The sequence below is a fragment of the Acidovorax sp. sic0104 genome (genome assembly GCF_019219095.1).
GTDB lineage: Bacteria > Pseudomonadota > Gammaproteobacteria > Burkholderiales > Burkholderiaceae_C > Acidovorax.
The window spans coordinates 195414-212649 of record NZ_JAHUWH010000003.1 but is presented as its reverse complement, the minus strand read 5'-3'; the positions used below and the strand labels follow the sequence as shown (position 1 = coordinate 212649).

General features: G+C 67.0%; 18 protein-coding genes. 9 read left to right on the top strand and 9 right to left on the bottom strand.

Features of this window, described 5'->3' with window-relative positions:
• Window positions 1–76 precede the first annotated feature (76 nt).
• The 9 genes from fdxA to KW835_RS07395 form a co-directional block, all read right to left on the bottom strand.
• Window positions 77–406: a ferredoxin FdxA gene (gene fdxA / locus KW835_RS07435; RefSeq protein ID WP_056168144.1), complete on the bottom strand. Its 330-nt coding sequence runs from the start codon at window positions 404–406 to the stop codon at window positions 77–79.
• Between the two features lie 113 nt (window positions 407–519).
• Window positions 520–1893, bottom strand: coding sequence for a sulfate adenylyltransferase subunit 1 (locus KW835_RS07430; RefSeq protein ID WP_218381717.1), 1374 nt, complete (start codon window positions 1891–1893; stop codon window positions 520–522).
• Entirely contained in the window at window positions 1893–2846 is a 954-nt protein-coding gene (gene cysD, locus KW835_RS07425) for a sulfate adenylyltransferase subunit CysD (protein ID WP_218381716.1), read from the bottom strand. The genes KW835_RS07430 and cysD overlap by 1 nt, the downstream gene beginning before the upstream one ends.
• A gap of 162 nt (window positions 2847–3008) precedes the next feature.
• Complete coding sequence (locus KW835_RS07420; protein ID WP_218381715.1) at window positions 3009–3632, bottom strand: phosphoadenosine phosphosulfate reductase family protein; 624 nt, start codon at window positions 3630–3632, stop codon at window positions 3009–3011.
• Between the two features lie 42 nt (window positions 3633–3674).
• A complete protein-coding gene (locus KW835_RS07415; protein WP_218381714.1) occupies window positions 3675–4064 on the bottom strand; it encodes a DUF934 domain-containing protein in 390 nt (129 codons plus the stop codon).
• A 29-nt stretch (window positions 4065–4093) separates the two neighbouring features.
• Complete coding sequence (locus tag KW835_RS07410; protein ID WP_218381713.1) at window positions 4094–5881, bottom strand: nitrite/sulfite reductase; 1788 nt, start codon at window positions 5879–5881, stop codon at window positions 4094–4096.
• Window positions 5882–5891: 10 nt separating this feature from the next.
• Entirely contained in the window at window positions 5892–6695 is an 804-nt protein-coding gene (locus KW835_RS07405; RefSeq protein ID WP_218381712.1) for a sulfite exporter TauE/SafE family protein, read from the bottom strand.
• 158 nt (window positions 6696–6853) lie between these two features.
• Window positions 6854–8893 carry an FAD-dependent 5-carboxymethylaminomethyl-2-thiouridine(34) oxidoreductase MnmC gene (gene mnmC / locus KW835_RS07400; protein WP_218381711.1) on the bottom strand — a complete coding sequence of 680 codons (2040 nt, stop codon included), beginning with the start codon at window positions 8891–8893 and terminating at the stop codon, window positions 6854–6856.
• 64 nt (window positions 8894–8957) lie between these two features.
• Window positions 8958–9230 carry an oxidative damage protection protein gene (locus tag KW835_RS07395; protein WP_218381710.1) on the bottom strand — a complete coding sequence of 91 codons (273 nt, stop codon included), beginning with the start codon at window positions 9228–9230 and terminating at the stop codon, window positions 8958–8960.
• A gap of 168 nt (window positions 9231–9398) precedes the next feature.
• Here KW835_RS07395 and KW835_RS07390 point away from each other — a divergent pair, with 168 nt between their 5' ends.
• The 9 genes from KW835_RS07390 (at window position 9399) to KW835_RS07350 (ending at window position 17236) form a co-directional block, all read left to right on the top strand.
• Window positions 9399–10424, top strand: coding sequence for a sulfate ABC transporter substrate-binding protein (locus KW835_RS07390; protein ID WP_218381709.1), 1026 nt, complete (start codon window positions 9399–9401; stop codon window positions 10422–10424).
• Window positions 10425–10537: 113 nt separating this feature from the next.
• Entirely contained in the window at window positions 10538–11128 is a 591-nt protein-coding gene (gene ssuE, locus KW835_RS07385) for an NADPH-dependent FMN reductase (RefSeq protein WP_218381708.1), read from the top strand.
• A gap of 264 nt (window positions 11129–11392) precedes the next feature.
• Window positions 11393–12355 carry a sulfonate ABC transporter substrate-binding protein gene (locus KW835_RS07380; protein WP_218381865.1) on the top strand — a complete coding sequence of 321 codons (963 nt, stop codon included), beginning with the start codon at window positions 11393–11395 and terminating at the stop codon, window positions 12353–12355.
• Between the two features lie 43 nt (window positions 12356–12398).
• Entirely contained in the window at window positions 12399–13355 is a 957-nt protein-coding gene (locus KW835_RS07375) for a sulfonate ABC transporter substrate-binding protein (protein WP_218381707.1), read from the top strand.
• A gap of 176 nt (window positions 13356–13531) precedes the next feature.
• A complete protein-coding gene (locus KW835_RS07370; RefSeq protein WP_218381706.1) occupies window positions 13532–13753 on the top strand; it encodes a hypothetical protein in 222 nt (73 codons plus the stop codon).
• 35 nt (window positions 13754–13788) lie between these two features.
• Entirely contained in the window at window positions 13789–14952 is a 1164-nt protein-coding gene (gene ssuD, locus KW835_RS07365; RefSeq protein WP_218381705.1) for an FMNH2-dependent alkanesulfonate monooxygenase, read from the top strand.
• Between the two features lie 23 nt (window positions 14953–14975).
• Window positions 14976–15350: a VOC family protein gene (locus KW835_RS07360; protein WP_218381704.1), complete on the top strand. Its 375-nt coding sequence runs from the start codon at window positions 14976–14978 to the stop codon at window positions 15348–15350.
• The gene (gene ssuC / locus KW835_RS07355) at window positions 15347–16219 is read left to right on the top strand and encodes an aliphatic sulfonate ABC transporter permease SsuC (protein ID WP_218381703.1); all 873 of its coding nucleotides are present in this window, start codon (window positions 15347–15349) and stop codon (window positions 16217–16219) included. The genes KW835_RS07360 and ssuC overlap by 4 nt, the downstream gene beginning before the upstream one ends.
• 45 nt (window positions 16220–16264) lie before the next feature.
• Window positions 16265–17236, top strand: coding sequence for an aliphatic sulfonate ABC transporter substrate-binding protein (locus KW835_RS07350; RefSeq protein ID WP_218381702.1), 972 nt, complete (start codon window positions 16265–16267; stop codon window positions 17234–17236).

The window sequence follows — 17236 nt, the reverse complement described above, 5'->3', positions numbered from 1 at the left end:
AACCGTTCACGCTGAGCTTGTCGAAGCGCGGCGCAAGGCTTCGACAAGCTCAGACCGAACGGTTGGGGGTGAAGGGTCACTTCACCAATTCGTTCACTTTGCCCGGCTTGCCGTTCCATTCGTCCGCGTCGGGCAGGGCGGGCTTGCGCTTGGTGATGCTCTTCCAGCCGTCGGCAAAGGCCAGGTCGGCGTTGATCTTGATGAAGGCGATCTGGTCTGCGGGCAGGTCTTCTTCGGCAAAGATGGCGTTGGCCGGGCACTCGGGGATGCACACGGCGCAATCGATGCACTCATCGGGATCGATGACGAGCATGTTCGGGCCTTCGCGGAAGCAGTCCACAGGGCACACGTCCACACAATCGGTGTACTTGCACTTGATGCAGTTTTCGGAGACGACGTGGGTCATGACAGGTGTTGTGTGGGTCGGTGAAAACCCTCGATTTTAAGGCTTTCACCGACCTTTGGTTACAGGGCCCCTCTCTTGGGAGGGATGTCGGGGCGTTGCGTGCCTGATGTGGATCAGTTCACCAGCACGGCGCCGGCCGTCTTGTGGCTGGCGGTGTCCACCAGGATCAGCGAGCCGAGTACGCGCGCCGTGCCGAATGCAGCTGCCGGAATGGCCTCCTGCAGCACGAGCTGCACATGGCCGATGGCGTTGGGGTCGAGCTGCGTGGCGGCTTCCTCGGCCAGCGTGTTGATGTTGAGCTTGTGCACGACGGCCTTGACCTTCGCTTTGACCCAGCGGTGGCCGTGCAGCGCCCAGTACACGCGGCCGGCGACCAGGGGTTCGTCGTCCATCCAGGCCACGGTGGTGCGCAGTTCGCGGCTGGCGGGCCAGGCGGGTGTGGCGGCCGGGGTGTCGCCGAAGTCGTCGTCCGCCGGCGCGGCGGCAGCGGCCGTGGGCGCGGCCAGGATCCAGTCGCCGCGCGAGACGTCCACCTCGCGGTCCAGGATGATGCCGGCGCTGGTGCCTGCGGGCACATCGGTGGGCCGGCGGGCGTGGTCCAGCACCTGGGCCACGGTGGCCAACTGGCCGCTCGGGAAGACCTGAACGGCGGTGCCGGGCGCAAAGCGGCCTGCGGCCACACGGCCCCAGAACACTCGGCGGCCCTGGCTGGTGTCGGACGAAGAGGAGAACTTCTCGACCCACTGCACCGGGAAGGCGGGGGCCAGCGCCGTGTCGGCGGGTGTGTTGGGCAGCTCTTCGAGCACCTGCAGCAGGGTGGGGCCTTCGTAGCCGCACCAGCCGGGGTGGGCGTCCACCACATTCCAGCCCTTGAGTGCCGACACCGGCACCGTGGCGCGCACGGCAATGCCGGCGGCCTGGGCGAACGCGGCCAGCGCGCCCTGGATGTGCTTCCAGGCGAGGGCGGGGTCTTCCACCGCGTCGAGCTTGTTCACGGCGAACACCAGCGAGTGCACGCGCAGCAGGTGGGCCAGCAGGCTGTGGCGGCGGGTTTGCGGCAGCAAGGCCAGGTCGGCGTTCTTCCAGTCGAGCTTGGTGGCATCGACCAGCACCACGGCAGCGTCGGCGCTGCTGGCGGCCGTGACCATGTTGCGGGTGTACTGCTCGTGGCCGGGGGCATCGCCGATGATGAACTTGCGCTCTTCGGTGGCGAAGTAGCGGTACGCCACGTCGATGGTGATGCCTTGCTCGCGCTCGGCCGAGAGACCGTCGGTCAGCAGGGCCAGGTCGGTCTCGCCTTGGCGCTGCACGCCGGCCAGGTGGTCCTGCAGCACGGCCTTGCTGTCCACCAGCAGGCGGCCGATCAATGTGCTCTTGCCGTCGTCCACCGACCCGCAGGTGATGAATTTCAAGGCGGAAGCATGGTTGTTTTGGGCTGTACCGCTTGTCTGCAAAGCGCTGCTAGCTATCGAATTCATAGTGGTCATCAGAAGTACCCGTCCTTTTTGCGCTTCTCCATCGAAGCGTCGCTCGTCTTGTCGTCCATGCGCGTGGCGCCGCGCTCGCTCACGTCGGCGGCCAGCGTCTCGATGACGATCTCGGCCGGGGTGGCTGCCGTGCTCTCCACCGGGGCGGTGCAGGTGATGTCGCCCACGGTGCGAAAGCGCACGTCACGCGTCTCCACCACATCGCCATCGCGCGGCGGGGTCAGCTCGGTCACGGGCATCAAGAGGCCCTTCCTGTCCACCACCTGGCGCTTGTGGGTGTAGTAGATGCTGGGCAGCGCAATGCTTTCGCGGTCGATGTACTGCCACACGTCCAGTTCGGTCCAGTTGCTGATGGGGAACACGCGGAAGTGTTCATTGGGCTGCAGGCGGGTGTTGAACAGCGTCCACAGCTCGGGCCGCTGGGCCTTGGGCTGCCATTGGCCGAAGCTGTCGCGGTGCGAAAAGATGCGCTCCTTGGCGCGGGCTTTTTCCTCGTCGCGGCGCGCGCCGCCGATCAGCGCGTCGAAGCGGAATTCTTCGATCGCTTCAAGCAGTGTGACGGACTGGTGCACGTTGCGGCTTTCGCCGGGGTGCGACAGGCGCACGGTGCCGCGCGCCATCGAATCTTCCACATTGCGCACGATGAGCTCCGCGCCCAGCTCCTTGGCGCGCAAGTCCCGGAAGTCCGTCACCTCGGGGAAGTTGTGGCCCGTGTCGATCATCAAGAGCGGGTAGGGGATGCGCCCCGCGCCGAAGGCCTTCTCCGCGCACTTGAGCATCACCAGCGAGTCCTTGCCACCCGAAAACAGCAGGGTGGGGCGCTCGAAGGCGGCGGCGACTTCGCGCAGGATGAAGATCGTCTCTTCTTCCAGCGCGTCCAGGTGCGAGTTGTTCAGGTGGTAGCTCATGTCGTTGTTCTGCAGCAGCTGCGCGGCATCGGTGCGGGCGTTCATGGTGGGTTGCTTTCGGTCGTCGATTCAATGTCCGTGGCGTGCGCAACTGGCACGCCCGAGGCCAGGGCACTCGTGGAACCGGCTTTGCCGGGCCACCGGGTGTGTCCCCCTCCCGCGCAGCGAGAGTGGGGGAAGACGCGAAGCGGCTCAGGGGGTGTCATCTCAGTGAGCGATATGCAAACCGCATTCACGGTTGTCTTCGCCCTTGGTCGGATCCACGTAGTCGAAGTTGTTGGGCAGGCCGTGTTTGACGCAGTACTCGTGCAGCTCTTTGGACGACCAGTGCAGCAGCGGCGCGACCTTGATCAGCCCGTCGGGGTTGATGCTGACCGGGTCCATCTGCGCGCGCACGGCGGTGTCGGTGGCGCGCAGCGCGGTGAACCAGACCTTGGGTGCCGTCTCGCGCAGGGCGCGGGCAAAGGGCTCGAGCTTCACTTCTTCGGTGAACGCGGCGTGGCGTGGGTCGTCCAGCGCAGGCGTTGGTCCGTCCACGGCCTCGCGGTGTGCGCGCGAGCGCAGGGGCAGGTAGATCTTGAGGTTCAGGCCCAGCTGTCGGGTCACCTCGTCGGCAAAGCGGTAGGTGGCTTCGGTGTTGTAGCCGTTGTCCATCCAGACCACCGGCACATCAGGGTTCACCGCGGACACCATGTGCAGGATCACCGCCTCGAACGGGCGGAAGTTGGTGGTGACGATGGGGCTCTGGCCCAGGCCCAGTGCCCAGGCGACGAGGCCTTCGGCGTTGCGGCCCAGGTCGGCATTGACGCGTGCGAGATCGAATTGGCTCATGTGGTGTGCTCGTGGGGGTGCGTACCAGCGCTGCGGCCTGGCTCAGGCGGCAGCCTTGTCGGCAAAGAGAGGCTGCGGGTGCACCGCGTCGCCCTGGTAGAAGCCGGGGAACATCTCGAACTGGCGCTGCGCATCGGCCGGGTCCACGCCATCGCGCAGCACGGCCGACGAAAAGCCCGTGCGCTGCATCTGCACCAACTGGTCGATCAGCACGTCGCCCGTGGCGCGGATGTCGCCTGTGAACCCGCGGCGGCGGCGCAGCAAGAAGGCCTGGCTGAACGCGCGGCCATCGGTGAAGTTGGGGAAATGCAGGTCCACGCGCTCGACGCCGTCGAGCGGCAGCGCCAGTGCATCGGCATCGTTGGCCAGCGCCACGGCGCGGGCATCGCCCTCTGCGGGCGGCTGGTGGTCTTGGGAGGCAAGAATTTTCATGGGTCTTATCAGGGCTTGGCGGCTGGCGATCAGGCCGTGGCCAACTCTTCCTTGGCGGGGTGGCGGGCGGTCTTGGCGGCTTCCTTGAAGGGGTCGAGGCCGGTGCGGCGCACGGTGTTCTGGAAGGTCTCGCCGCTTTCGCGCAGGCTGCGGTAGGTGGTCAGCACGGCTTCGATCACGTCGGGCACCTCGGCGGCCGAGAACGACGGTCCGATCACCTTGCCGGCCACTGCGGCGCCCGACAGGTCCGAGCCGTCCGAGCCGCCGAGCGTGACCTGGTACCACTCCTTCCCGTCCTTGTCGACGCCCAGGATGCCGATGTGGCCGCTGTGGTGGTGGCCGCAGCTGTTGATGCAGCCGCTGATGTGCAGGTCGATCTCGCCGATGTCGTCGAGCTCGTCCAGGTCCTGGTAGCGCTGGGTGATGGCCTCTGCGATGGGCAGCGATCGGGCGTTGGCCAGCGCGCAGAAGTCGCCGCCGGGGCAGGCGATCATGTCGGTGAGCAACTGCACGTTGGCGCTGGCCAGGCCCAGGGCCTTGGCCTCTTGCCACAGGTCGAACAGGCGGCTGGCATGCACCCAGGGCAGCACCACGTTCTGGTCGTGCGTCACGCGCGCTTCGCCGGCGGAGTATTTGTCCACCAGGTCGGCCACGGCGATCAGCTGCTCGCTGGTCGCGTCGCCGGGCGACTGGCCGGGGCGCTTGAACGACAGCGTCACGGCGCGCAGCTGCGGGTTCTGGTGTGCATGCACGTTGCGCTGCAGCCAGCGGCCGAAGGCAGTGTGCTCGGCGGCCTGGGCCGTGAGCGATGCCTGCAGCGCCGCGGGGTCCACGTCGGCGATATCGGCCAGCTGGGGTGCCACGAAGCACGCGGCCACGCGATCGAACTCGGCCTGGGGCACGGTGTGCGGGCCGCCGTCGATCTCCACGATCTGGCGGTACTCTTCTTCCACATCGTCGATGTACTGCTGGCCTTCGGACTTGACCAGGATCTTGATGCGGGCCTTGTACTTGTTGTCGCGGCGGCCGTGCTCGTTGTACACGCGCACGATGGCCTCGATGTAATTCATGATCTGGTTCCAAGGCAGGAACTCGCGGATCACCGTGCCGATCACCGGCGTGCGGCCCATGCCGCCGCCCACAAACACCTTGAAGCCGATCTCGCCGGCATCGTTCTTGACCAGGTGCAGGCCCACGTCGTGCCAGCCGGTGGCGGCACGGTCGTCCTTGGCGCCGCTGATGGCGATCTTGAACTTGCGCGGCAGGAAGGCGAACTCGGGGTGCAGCGTGGTCCACTGGCGGATGATTTCCGCGTAGGGGCGCGGGTCCACGATCTCGTCCACGGCCACGCCGGCCAGCGCGTCGGTGGTGGTGTTGCGGATGCAGTTGCCGCTGGTCTGGATGCCGTGCATGTCCACGGTGGCCAGCAGGTCCATCACGTCAGCGCTCTTGGACAGCGGGATCCAGTTGAACTGCACGTTGGTGCGCGTGGTGAAGTGGGCGCAGTTCTTGGGCAGGAAGGTGGTGCCCAGCAGGCCCTGGCCTTCCATGGCGGCCTTGAACACGGCCGCTTCGGGCTCGTCGTACTCGCGGGCGATGGTGGCCAGCACGCGCAGCTGGCGGCTGGCGATCTCGCCGTAGGGCACGGCCACGCGCAGCATGGGGGCGTAGCGCTGCACGTACCAGCCGTTTTGCAGGCGCAGGGGGCGGAAGTCGTCCTCGGCCAGTTTTCCCGCCTGCCAGCGGTTGAGCTGGTCGCGGAACTGGCGGGCGCGCTGCTTGACGAACGTCTTGTCAAAGGGGGTGTATTGATACATCGTGGACCCATCAGATCATTATTAATTTGGCGCCTGCCCAGGCCAGCAGGAGGGACAGCGCGGAGCGAATCAGGCGTTCAGGTGTGCGGGTGACCAGGCGCGAGCCCAGCCAGATGCCCGGCAACGAGCCAGCCAGCAATTGTGCAAGCAAAGGCCAATCCACCGAGCCCAGCGTGGCATGGCCCAGGCCGGCCACCAGCGTCAGCGGCACGGCGTAGGCGATGTCGGCACCGATCACGCGCGGCAGCGGCAGCAGCGGGTAGACCAGCAGCAGCACCGTGACGCCGATGGCGCCAGCGCCCACGGACGTGAAGGTGACCATCGTGCCGATCACGGCGCCCAGCAGCACGGGCAGGACCCAGTGGCGGGGACGGGTTGCATGCTCGGCACCGGCCACACGCTTGGCATGGTCGGCCGCCTGGCGTTCACGCGAGAAGGCCACCACCTTGTACAGCGTGGCCGCAGCGGTGAGCAACAGCGCAAAGCCCAGCGTCGTGGTCATGATGCGCTGGGCCGTGCCGCTGGCGGGGCCCAGGATCTGCAGCGCCCACAGAGACAGCAGCGCGGCCGGGATGCTGCCCGCGCACAGCTGGCCCACCACGCGCCAGGGCACCAGGCGCTGGCGCGCCATGCTGACCGTGCCGCCCATCTTGGTGAAGGCCGCGAACAGCAGGTCGGTGCCGATGGCCAGGTGCGGCTTCACACCGAAGAAAAAGATCAGCACAGGCGTCATCAGCGAGCCACCGCCCACCCCGGTGAGGCCGACGATCAGCCCCACCGCGAAGCCCGCAAAAACAAACGCCAATTCATGCATGGCAGCGAATGTAGGAGGCTCGCTTATGAAAACAAACTATTGTTTTTTCCTTCTAGTATGTCGTTTTTTGTATAAGCAAGGATGGATGCGGGATGTAGCGGGGTGGCGATGCCTCCCTTGACGGGCCGCAGCCGCCCGCTGGCGGCGCGCGCCGTGGCTCAAAGCCGCTCGCTATCCAATGCCCGTGCCAGCTTGGCATCCAGAGGCAGGGGCTCGCCCTGCAGCCGGGCCACCAGCAACTCTGCGCACAGCAACGCCAGCGTGAGACCCCGTGCTCCCATGGCCGTGCAGGCCCAGACGCCAGGAAGGGAGGCCTGGTCGACCGGGCCCACGATGGGCAGGCGATCAGCGGCCGTGCAGCGTACGGCCGCCCAGCACTGGATCGCGGCGGGAGCCTGCGTCGGGATGGCGGTTGCGTCGGGCTGCGGGCCGGACGGCACAACGTTGGCGAAAGCTGGCGCCAGCTGCTCAGCCACCGTGGGCAGCAGAGCCTGCAGCTTGGCCCAATTGGCTGCATGCGCGGCCTGGCGGTCGGCGGGTGACGGGGGCAGGGCGGTGACATCGCGCTCGAAGGTGGAACCCATCACCCAGGCCGTGGAGTGGGCCTTGCCTGCGCTCTCCGGGTTGCCGTTGTCATCACATGCGGGAAACCGGGGCACCAGGTTGCCGTGGCCGTTGACCGGGAACGGCACGGGGGGAGGCGCTGCACCCTCTGCTATCGCCGCCCAGGACACTTGGCCGCGCACCGGCTGCAACTGCCAGTGAGCCGGGAGCAGGTGCGGACTGCCGGAGCCCGCGGCAACGACGACGACAGGGGCTTGCGCGAGCACGCGGCCGTCGGCGTCCAGGGCCTGCCACTGGCGTGAAGTGCCAGTGGCGGCCGCACCCGCCGTGCCGTCCGTACGCGATCGGGCGTGTTCGGGGGGTGGGGCGCCCGCTGGGGCATGTTCCACACATCGCAATTGCGCCACGGCGCATTGCCCCCGCCACTCGATGCCCGGCTGCGCCATCAGTGCCGCCACCAGGCGGGGTGGCCTTACCCATCCGCCCTGGCGGTGCCAGCAGGCGGTGGTGTCCGGGGGCAGGCCGGCGGCCTGCAGCGTGAGGGCCGTTGCAGCCTCGCTCCAGTCGGCTCCGGCTCCATCGGCCCACCCGGCTCCCAGGCCTGGCGTGCCATCGGTGCGGTGCTCCAGTACGCCGCAGGGAGACCAGTCCACGCCGTCCCGCAGAAGCCAGCCTGCCTGCTGGAGTGTTGTGCGCACGCCGCTGCGCGACAGGCGCGACAGCACGCTGTCGTCCGGCGAGACATGGGGCGCGAACACGCCCGCAGGCAGGCCCGATGCACCCGCTGCCGGGGCGTCGGCCTGGTCGAGCACCTGCACCTGCCAGCCGCGCCGCGCCAGGCTGGCGGCCGTGGCCGCACCGGCCAGGCCGCCGCCGACCACGATGCAACGGCCGGGCGGCTGCGGGGCGGGCTCCGCATCCTGGCGAGAGGTGCGCGGCTCCCAGCGCGGGTCGTACACCGCGTGCAGGTTGTCCCGCTTGGGCGGCACGCCGGGCACCCGGGTCACTTCGAACCCGCACTGAGCGAGCGCATCCCGCACGGCACGCGCAATGGTCCAGGTCGCCAGGCGGGTGCCGCGACGGCAGCAGCGCGCCACGGCTTTGAGCGTGTGCAGGTCCCAGATCCCAGGGTTGAGCTGGGGGCTGAAGCCGTCCAGGTAGACCGCATCCACCGTCAGGTTCTGCTGGCGCAGCACCGTCTGCGTGTCGCCCACATACAGGGTGAGCAGCACGCGGCCTTCGTCGAAGCGCAAGCGGTGCACGCCCGGCAGGAGCCCCCACCACTGGCGGTGCAGCTCCTGCGCCAGGGGCGCAAGTTCGGGATGGGATGTGGTGGCCCGCAGCAGGTCGGCCGGGCTCACCGGCCAAGCCTCGGTCGAGACGAAGTGCAGCAGAGTGGGGCGCGCGGGGTCGGCCCGCCAGGCAGCCCAGGTCACCAGGAAGTTCAGGCCGAAGCCGAACCCGGTTTCCAGGATGCGCCACAGCGGCTGACCCGCCCACGCCGCGGGCAGGCCGCAGCCGTGCAGGAAAACGTGGCGGGCCTGGTCCAGGCCGCCTTTTTCACTGTGGTAGCGGTCGCCGAAGCGGGGGCTGTAGGGTGTGCCGTCCGGCAGCCAGTCCACTGGTTCGGACATGAGGCTTGGACGTGTGTGCTGACTGAGTGGTGCGACGGGTGCGAAAGGGTGCGCGGTTCGCTGCTTACTCGCTGGGGGGCACGTAGCCGGCCGCAGCATCTGCGCCGCCGCCGAAGAAATGGTTCTCCATCTGCCGCGCCAGGTACTGGCGGGCACGGGCGTCAGCCAGGTTCAGGCGGTTTTCATTGACCAGCATGGTCTGGTGCTTGAGCCAGCCGGCCCAGGCCTCCTTGCTCACGCTCTCCCAGATGCGCTTGCCCAGTTCGCCCGGGTAGGGGGGGAAGTCGAGGCCTTCGGCTTCCTTGCCGAGCTTGATGCATTGGACGGTGCGTGCCATGGGTTTCCTTGTGTGTTGGTGTGAGAGCAGTAGCGCAGTAGCGAGCTGCTCAGATGATTTGGATATAAAGAACTGAAATCTCAGTAGTTCCAGTTTTGTAGAGGGGATTTCAGAATGCGCTTCATCGGTGATTTGCACCGTCCTGCATTCCAAAAAAGAGGCCCTCCAATGAACTTTCGCCGCGACTTTATCAAGTTTCCCTTTGCCGCCGCCCTGGTGGGCAGTTTGGCCCTGACGGCATTGCCGTCGTTTGCGCAGTCCGTGACGCTGCTCAATGTCTCGTACGACCCGACGCGCGAGCTGTATGTGGATTTCAACCAGGCATTCGCCAAGCACTGGAAAGCCAAGACCGGCCAGGATGTGACCGTCAAGCAAAGCCACGGCGGCTCGGGCAAGCAGGCGCGCTCCATCATCGACGGGCTGGACGCCGACGTGGCCACCTTGGCACTGGCCGGCGACACCGACGCGCTGCATACCAACGGCGGCTGGATCCCCAAGGACTGGCAAAAGCGCCTGCCCCATAACAGCTCGCCCTACACCTCGACCATCGTGCTGGTGGTGCGCCAGGGCAACCCCAAGGGCATCAAGGACTGGGACGACCTCGTCAAGCCCGGCATCAGCGTGATCACGCCCAACCCCAAGACTTCGGGCGGCGCCCGCTGGAACTACCTGGCCGCCTGGGAGTACGCCAAGCGAAAGAACGGCGGCAGCGATGCCAAGGCCAAGGACTTCGTGGCGAAGCTGTACGGCAACGTGCCCGTGCTGGACACCGGCGCACGTGGCTCGACCATCACGTTTGCCCAGCGCAACCAGGGCGACGTGCTGATCGCCTGGGAGAACGAGGCCTACCTGCTGGAGAAGGAATTCGGCACCAAGTTCGACGTGATCGCGCCCTTGATCTCCATCCTGGCCGAGCCCGCCGTGACGGTGGTGGACAAGAACGTGGACAAGAAGGGCACGCGTGCCGTGGCCGAGGCTTACCTGCAGTACCTGTACACCGAAGAAGGCCAGGACATCGCCGGCAAGCATTTCTACCGTCCGGCCGTGTCGGACAAGGCCAAGGCCAAGTACGCCAAGCAGTTTCCCAAACTGAACCTGTTCACCATCAACGACGCGTTCGGTGGCTGGGACAAGGCGGCCAAGGAGCACTTTGCCGACAACGCCAGCTTCGATCAGATCTACACCAAAAAATAGGCTCACCCCGAAGCGGCCTTCGGCCGCCTCCCCTCAAGGGGCGCCACCGCTGGACCGGCAGAGCCGGATCCAGGGTGGCGCTGGTCTGACCGCGCCCTCTGGAATCCCCTCTTATGTCCGCTCTTCTCATCGCCGGCAGCCCCTCCGAGCGTTCCCGCTCCGCCGCCCTGCTGGACGCCGTGGCCCAGCGCCTGTCGGTGCGCGGCGCGCTGGTGGACCGCATTCACATCCGCGACCTGTCGCCCCAGGCGCTGCTGTTGGCCGACTTCGGCCACCCCACCGTGGTGGGCGCTGTCGACCAGGTCGCCCAGGCCAGTGTGCTGGTGGTGGCCACGCCCGTCTACAAGGCCGCCTACAGCGGCGTGCTCAAGGTCTTTCTGGACCTGCTGCCGCAGACGGCGCTCAAGGGCAAGATCGTGCTGCCGCTGGCCACGGGAGGCAGCCCGCACCACATGCTGGCGCTGGACTATGCGCTGCGCCCCGTGCTGCAGTCGCTGGGTGCCAAGAGCATCCTGCCCGGCATCTACGCCACCGACGCCCAGGTCACGCTGACGCCCGAAGGCGCCTACCACGTGAACGAAGACATCGCGTCGCGGCTGGACGACGCCGTGAATGTGCTGGTCACGGAAACCCTGCGCCCCTCGCCCGCCCAGGCCACGCGGTTTGCGCCGGTGCATTTCTCGCAGGTGCGATGTAGCGTCTGACGGGCACCGCCCCCCCGTTTCGCTGCGCTGCGCTGCCTGCATGGCGCGGCGACAGTGCAGGGCAGGGCGGGCCCCCTCATCCCTTTTCCTCATTTTTCTCGATGGGCCTTCCGCGCGCAGCGGCAGGCAGGGCGGAGCACTGCCCGGTTCAGACGCCACTTTTTTGTTTTTCAAAGGACATTCACCATGAGCACACTGACACGCGATGGCGCACAGGAGGGCCGCACCGCCCCCACAGCGAGCTGGCTCTCCGCCCTGCGCAACATGTTCATCGGCTTCGTGGTCTTCACGGCTTTTGTGCTGATCGCAGCCTTCCTGCTGGCGCAACCGGTGCATGCCCAGAGCAAAGGCAAAGGCGAGCTGCGCATCGGCTACCAGAAGTCGGCCAGCCTCTTCGTGCTGCAGAAGGCCACCGGCTCGCTGGAGAAAAAACTCGCGCCCCTGGGTTTCAGTGTGAAGTGGGTGGAGTTCCCTGCAGGTCCCCAACTGCTCGAAGGCCTGAACGTGGGCGCCGTTGACGTGGGCTATGTGGGCGAGGCGCCTCCCATCTTCGGCCAGGCGGCGGGGGCCAAGTTCGTGTACTTCGGTTATGACCCTGCGGCACCGCGCGCCGAAGCCATCCTGGTCACCAAGGACTCGCCCATCAAGTCGGTGGCCGACCTCAAGGGCAAGAAGGTCGCGCTCAACAAGGGCAGCAACGTGCACTACCTGCTGGTCAAGCAGCTTGAAAAGAACGGTCTCAAGTTCACTGACATCACGCCGGTGTACCTGGCCCCCGCGGACGGCCGCGCCGCGTTCGAGAGCAAGAACGTGGACGCCTGGGTGATCTGGGACCCGTTCCAGGCCGCCGCCGAGAAAGCCACTGGGGCCCGCGTGCTCGCCGACGGTGTGGGCGGCGTGGTCAACAACTACCAGTACTACCTGGGCGCGCGCGACTTCGTCAAGAAGAACCCCAAGGTCATCGGGGCACTGTTCGAGGACTCCGTGGCGGAGGGCATCTGGCTCAAGAAGAACCTGCGCCAGGCCGCAGAACTCATCGCGCCGCTGCAGGGCCTGCCGTTGGACGTGGTCGAGCTGGCGCTGCAGCGCTATGAATTCAACGTCAAGCCCATCACGCCCGATGTCGCGGCCGACCAGCAAAAGATCGCCGACACGTTCTTCGAGCTGAAGCTGATCCCCAAGGCCATCAAGGTGAACGAGGCCGTCGTGCTCAATGCGCAGCACTGATGCACCGCTGCCTTTCACGCATTCATTCCCCCAGAAGAACACCATGACGACTTCGATCTCACTGTCCCGCCGCCGCCTCGTCCAGGGTGCGGCCAGCGCTGTGGCGCTGCCGGCTTTCGGCGCGTTGGCGCAAAGCCCGGCGCGTGAATTCCGCATCGGCCACCAGAAAGGTTTCCTGAGTCTGCTCAAGGGCCGCGGCACGCTGGAGAAGCGCCTGGCGCCGCTCGGTGTCTCCATCAAGTGGACCGAGTTCACCGCCGGCCCAGTGCAGCTTGAAGCGTTGAACGTGGGCTCCATCGACTTCGGCGACGTGGGTGAAGCGCCGCCCATCTTTGCTCAGGCCGCAGGTGCCCCGCTGGCCTACGTGGCCGCCACCGTGCCCCGCCCCAAGGCCGAGAGCGTGCTGCTGCCCAAGGGCTCGCCCATCAAGACGGTGGCAGACCTCAAAGGCAAGAAAGTGGCGCTCAACAAGGGCAGCAACGTGCACTACTTCCTGGTCAAGCTGCTGGAAAAGCACGGCCTCAAGTACGCTGACGTGAATGTGGTTTTCCTGCCCCCGGCCGATGCGCGTGCCGCTTTCGAGAAGGGCTCCATCGATGCCTGGGTCATCTGGGACCCGTTTGCTGCGGCGGCTGAAAAAACGCTGGATGCCCGCGTGCTCGCGGACGCGACGGGCGTGGTCGGAAACCGCGCGTATTTCTTCTCGTCGCTGCAGTACGCCGACAAGAACACCGAGGTGCTGCGCATCGCCATCGAAGAACTCAACAAGATCGATATCTGGGCCAAGCTCAACCGCGATCTGCTGGCCGCAGAGCTGGCGCCGTTGTTCGGCATTCCCAAGCCGGTGCTCGATCTGTCCACTGCCCGCTCCGAATACGGCACCGGGCCCGTCACACCTTCCATCCTTGCGGAACAGCAAAAGATCGCCGACACCTTCTTCGATCTGAAGCTCATCCCCAAGCGCATCCAGGTGCGCGATGTGGCGCGGTCGCCGTGGTAGGGAGGTAGGCACCCCCTGAGCCGCTTCGCGTCTTCCCCCTCTCCTTCGGGAGGGGGACGCACCCGGTGGCCTGGCAGAGCCAGATCCACGGGTGCACTGGCCTCGGCCTCGCCCATAGCGAGCGACGTGACCCGGCGGTGCTTTTCGCTTCACACCGATTTTCAAGGAGCCCTGACATGCCCACCGCTTCCGCAAACCCTGTCCACGATGCAGCACGCCGTGTGCTGCGTACCACGGCCAACGCCTGGCGCCTGAAGGCGCCGGCGCGCAGGCCGGTCCGCACGCGCAACCGTGTGCATGCCGGTGTGCGTGCCGATGTGGCGGCTGGGGGTATGCGGGCCTGTCCATTGCGTTTCGGCTTTTCGCTGGCGGGCTACGGCCTGGCCTTCTCCTATTGACTCCCCGACGGCACACGTTCAAGGCACGCGACGATATGAAGATCTACTGGTTCATCCCTACACACGGCGACAGCCGCTACCTTGGCACGGCCAAGGGTGCGCGCCATCTGAGCATCGAGTACCTGCAGCAGGTCGCAGTGGCCGCCGACAGCCTGGGCTACGAAGGCGTGCTCATTCCCACCGGCCGTTCCTGCGAAGACCCGTGGGTGATCGCATCGAGCCTGCTGGCGGTCACCAAGAAGCTCAAGTTCCTGGTGGCGGTACGCCCAGGGCTGCACCAGCCCGCGCTGGCCGCGCGCATGGCCGCCACGTTCGATCGTCTGTCAGGCGGGCGCCTGCTCATCAACCTGGTGACCGGCGGCGACCGCGCCGAGCTGGAGGGCGACGGCGTGTTCCTGGACCACGCCACGCGCTACGAGCAGTCGGCCGAGTTCATCCGCATCTGGCGTGAGATCCTGGCGCGCAGCCATCGGGGCGAGACCTTCGATTACGAGGGCAAGCACCTGTCCGTCAAGGGCGCCAAGCTCTTGTTCCCTCCGCTGCAGACGCCGCACCCGCCGGTGTACTTCGGCGGCTCGTCCGACGCTGCGCACGACCTTGCGGCCGAGCAGGTGGAAACGTATCTGACCTGGGGCGAGCCCCCGGCCGAGGTCGCCAAGAAGGTGGCCGACGTGCGAGCCCGTGCGGCCAGGCACGGCCGCACCGTCAGCTTCGGCATCCGCCTGCACGTCATCGTGCGCGAGACCGAGGCGCAGGCCTGGGCCGCAGCCGAAGCGCTCATCAGCCATGTGGACGACGAAACCGTGGCGCGCGCGCAGTCGGTCTTTGCGCGCATGGACTCCGAAGGCCAGCGCCGCATGGCCGCGCTGCATGCCGGGGGCGTGAAGCGCAGCCGCGCAGACCTGGAGATCAGCCCCAACCTGTGGGCCGGCGTGGGCCTGGTGCGCGGTGGCGCGGGCACCGCCTTGGTGGGCGACCCCGAGACGGTGGCCGCGCGCATCACGGAATACGCGAGCCTGGGCCTCGACCACTTCGTGCTCTCGGGCTATCCGCACCTGGAAGAGGCCTACCGCTTTGCCGAGCTGGTGTTCCCGCTGCTGCCCGTGGGCGTGCGCGAGAAGCTCACCGGCGGCAACCCGCTGGGCCCGTTCGGCGAAACCGTGGCCAACGACTTCGTGCCACGCGCCTCGCAAAGCTGACCGCACCGACGAGGAGCCACACCATGAGCATCCAGTCCATCAACCACGTGCAACTGGCTTTTCCGGCCGGTGCCGAGGCGCCCATCCGGCGCTTTTATGCCAGCCTGCTCGGGCTGCCCGAGGTGCGCCTGCAGGCGGGCAACACGCTGCGCTTTGCCGCGGGCACCCAGCGCATCGACCTGGTGCCCACCGAGCACTGGCAGCCGGCGCCCGCGGTGTCGCACCTGGCATTTGAAGTGCAGGACCTGCCGGCCCTGCGCCACCGCCTGCTGCAGGCCGACCTGCCGCTGGTAGAAAACCGCGCGCTGCCCGGCTACCTGCGCTTTTACGTCAAGGACCCAGCCGGTAACCAGCTGGAGTTCCTGGAACCCGATCACGAACAGGAAACCACCCCATGACCCCAACCCAGACCGTCCGCGAGCTGCAGGTATCGCCCGTGGCCGACTCCGTCGATCTCCCGATCGACAAGCCCGTGCTGCCCGCAGCGCTGTCCCGATTCCTGTCCGGCCTGCTGCAGCGCCTGCTGCCCTGGGCCGTGCCCGTGGGGCTCATCGTGCTGTGGCAGATCGCCTCGTCGCAGGGCTGGCTGTCCACCCGCGTGCTGCCGGCGCCGCTCGAAGTCATCAAGGCCGCGTGGACGCTCACCGTGTCGGGCGAGCTGTGGACCCACGTCAAGGTGAGCGCCGGCCGCGCGCTGGCGGGCCTGGCCATCGGCGGCGGCCTGGGGCTGCTGCTGGGCCTGCTGACCGGCTCGGTGCGCGTGTTCGAGACCTTGCTCGACTCCACCATCCAGATGGTGCGCAACATCCCCGCGCTGGCGCTGATTCCGCTGGTGATCCTGTGGTTCGGCATCGACGAATCGGCCAAGCTGTTCCTCATCAGCGTGTCGGTGTTCTTCCCGATCTACCTCAACACCTTCCACGGCATCCGCAACGTGGACCCGGGCCTGATCGAGATGGGGCGCACCTATGGTCTCGGCCGCTGGCAGCTGTACAAGCAGATCATCCTGCCCGGCGCGCTGTCCAGCATCCTGGTGGGCCTGCGCTTCTCGCTGGGCCTGATGTGGGTGATCCTGATCGTGGCCGAGACCATCTCCGCGCAGGCGGGCATCGGCTACCTCACGATGAATGCGCGGGAGTTTCTGCAGACCGACATCGTGCTGGTCGGCATCCTGCTGTACGCGCTGCTGGGCAAGCTGGCCGACCTGTTCGCCAAGGGCCTGGAGCGCTACTGGCTGCGTTGGCATCCTGGCTACCAGACGCCGTAAGGCGCACTGCAGCCCGACCCTTCATTCCAAGAATTGCGGACCACCATGACCACCTCTTTCAACCTTCACCGGCGCGCCGTGCTGGGTGCCATCGCCGCGTTGTCGAGCGGTTTGGCCGCCGCGCAGGGCAAGCCTGAAACCTTGCAAACACTGCGTATCGGCTTGCAAAAGTCATCCACGCTCACCACCATCCTGCGCACGCGCGGCACGCTGGAGCAGTTGCTCGCGCCGCTCAACGTCAAGGTGACGTGGCACGAGTTCACCAGCGGCCTGCCGCTGCTCGAAGCGCTGAACCTGGGCAACATCGATGTGAGTGCCGACGTGGCCGACACCGTGCCGGTGTTCGCCCAGGCAGCGGGCGCCAACCTCACCTTCGTGGCGCAGGAGTCTCCATCGCCGTCGGCCCAGGCCATCGTGGTGCGCGCCGACTCGCCCATCAAGACCGTGGCCGAGCTCAAGGGCAAGAAGATCGGTTTTGCCAAGGCCGCCGGCGTGCATTTCCTGCTGATCGCTGCGCTGGAAAAGTCGGGCCTGTCGTTCAAGGACATCGAGCCTGCGTACCTGACCCCCGCCGATGGCCGGGCCGCCTTCGAGCGCGGCGCCATCGACGCCTGGGTGGTGTGGGACCCGTTCCTGGCCGCCGTGCAAAAGCAGTCTGCCGTGCGCGTGCTGGCCGACGGGCGCGACCTGGCGTCCTACCAGCGCTACTACCTGGCCGGTACCCCGTTTGCCCAGGCGCGGCCCGACGTGCTGCGCGTGTTCTTCAACGAGCTGCAAAAAGCCGGCGTGTGGGTCAAGCAAAGCCCCAAGGACGCGGCCGCGCTGCTGTCGCCCGTGTGGGGGCTGGACGCGGGCGTGATCGAGCTGGCCAACAGCCGCCGCAGCTACGAGGTGCGGGCGGTGGTGCCCGCGGCGCTCACCGAACAACAACGCATCGCCGATGCCTTCTTTGCCGAAAAGCTGCTGCCCAAGCGCGTGAACGCGCTGGACGTGCCGCTGTTCAAGACCGGAGCCTGA

Coding starts and splice junctions, on each gene's coding strand:
- KW835_RS07370 (WP_218381706.1), top strand. CDS start 13,532: ATGCCCACCGCTTCCGCAAACCCTGTCCACGATGCAGCACGCCGTGTG.
- KW835_RS07375 (WP_218381707.1), top strand. CDS start 12,399: ATGACGACTTCGATCTCACTGTCCCGCCGCCGCCTCGTCCAGGGTGCG.
- KW835_RS07395 (WP_218381710.1), bottom strand. CDS start 9,230: ATGGCACGCACCGTCCAATGCATCAAGCTCGGCAAGGAAGCCGAAGGC.
- cysD (WP_218381716.1), bottom strand. CDS start 2,846: ATGAACGCCCGCACCGATGCCGCGCAGCTGCTGCAGAACAACGACATG.
- KW835_RS07410 (WP_218381713.1), bottom strand. CDS start 5,881: ATGTATCAATACACCCCCTTTGACAAGACGTTCGTCAAGCAGCGCGCC.
- ssuE (WP_218381708.1), top strand. CDS start 10,538: ATGTCCGCTCTTCTCATCGCCGGCAGCCCCTCCGAGCGTTCCCGCTCC.
- KW835_RS07415 (WP_218381714.1), bottom strand. CDS start 4,064: ATGAAAATTCTTGCCTCCCAAGACCACCAGCCGCCCGCAGAGGGCGAT.
- KW835_RS07350 (WP_218381702.1), top strand. CDS start 16,265: ATGACCACCTCTTTCAACCTTCACCGGCGCGCCGTGCTGGGTGCCATC.
- KW835_RS07430 (WP_218381717.1), bottom strand. CDS start 1,893: ATGACCACTATGAATTCGATAGCTAGCAGCGCTTTGCAGACAAGCGGT.
- KW835_RS07380 (WP_218381865.1), top strand. CDS start 11,393: ATGTTCATCGGCTTCGTGGTCTTCACGGCTTTTGTGCTGATCGCAGCC.
- ssuC (WP_218381703.1), top strand. CDS start 15,347: ATGACCCCAACCCAGACCGTCCGCGAGCTGCAGGTATCGCCCGTGGCC.
- mnmC (WP_218381711.1), bottom strand. CDS start 8,893: ATGTCCGAACCAGTGGACTGGCTGCCGGACGGCACACCCTACAGCCCC.
- ssuD (WP_218381705.1), top strand. CDS start 13,789: ATGAAGATCTACTGGTTCATCCCTACACACGGCGACAGCCGCTACCTT.
- fdxA (WP_056168144.1), bottom strand. CDS start 406: ATGACCCACGTCGTCTCCGAAAACTGCATCAAGTGCAAGTACACCGAT.
- KW835_RS07420 (WP_218381715.1), bottom strand. CDS start 3,632: ATGAGCCAATTCGATCTCGCACGCGTCAATGCCGACCTGGGCCGCAAC.
- KW835_RS07360 (WP_218381704.1), top strand. CDS start 14,976: ATGAGCATCCAGTCCATCAACCACGTGCAACTGGCTTTTCCGGCCGGT.
- KW835_RS07390 (WP_218381709.1), top strand. CDS start 9,399: ATGAACTTTCGCCGCGACTTTATCAAGTTTCCCTTTGCCGCCGCCCTG.
- KW835_RS07405 (WP_218381712.1), bottom strand. CDS start 6,695: ATGCATGAATTGGCGTTTGTTTTTGCGGGCTTCGCGGTGGGGCTGATC.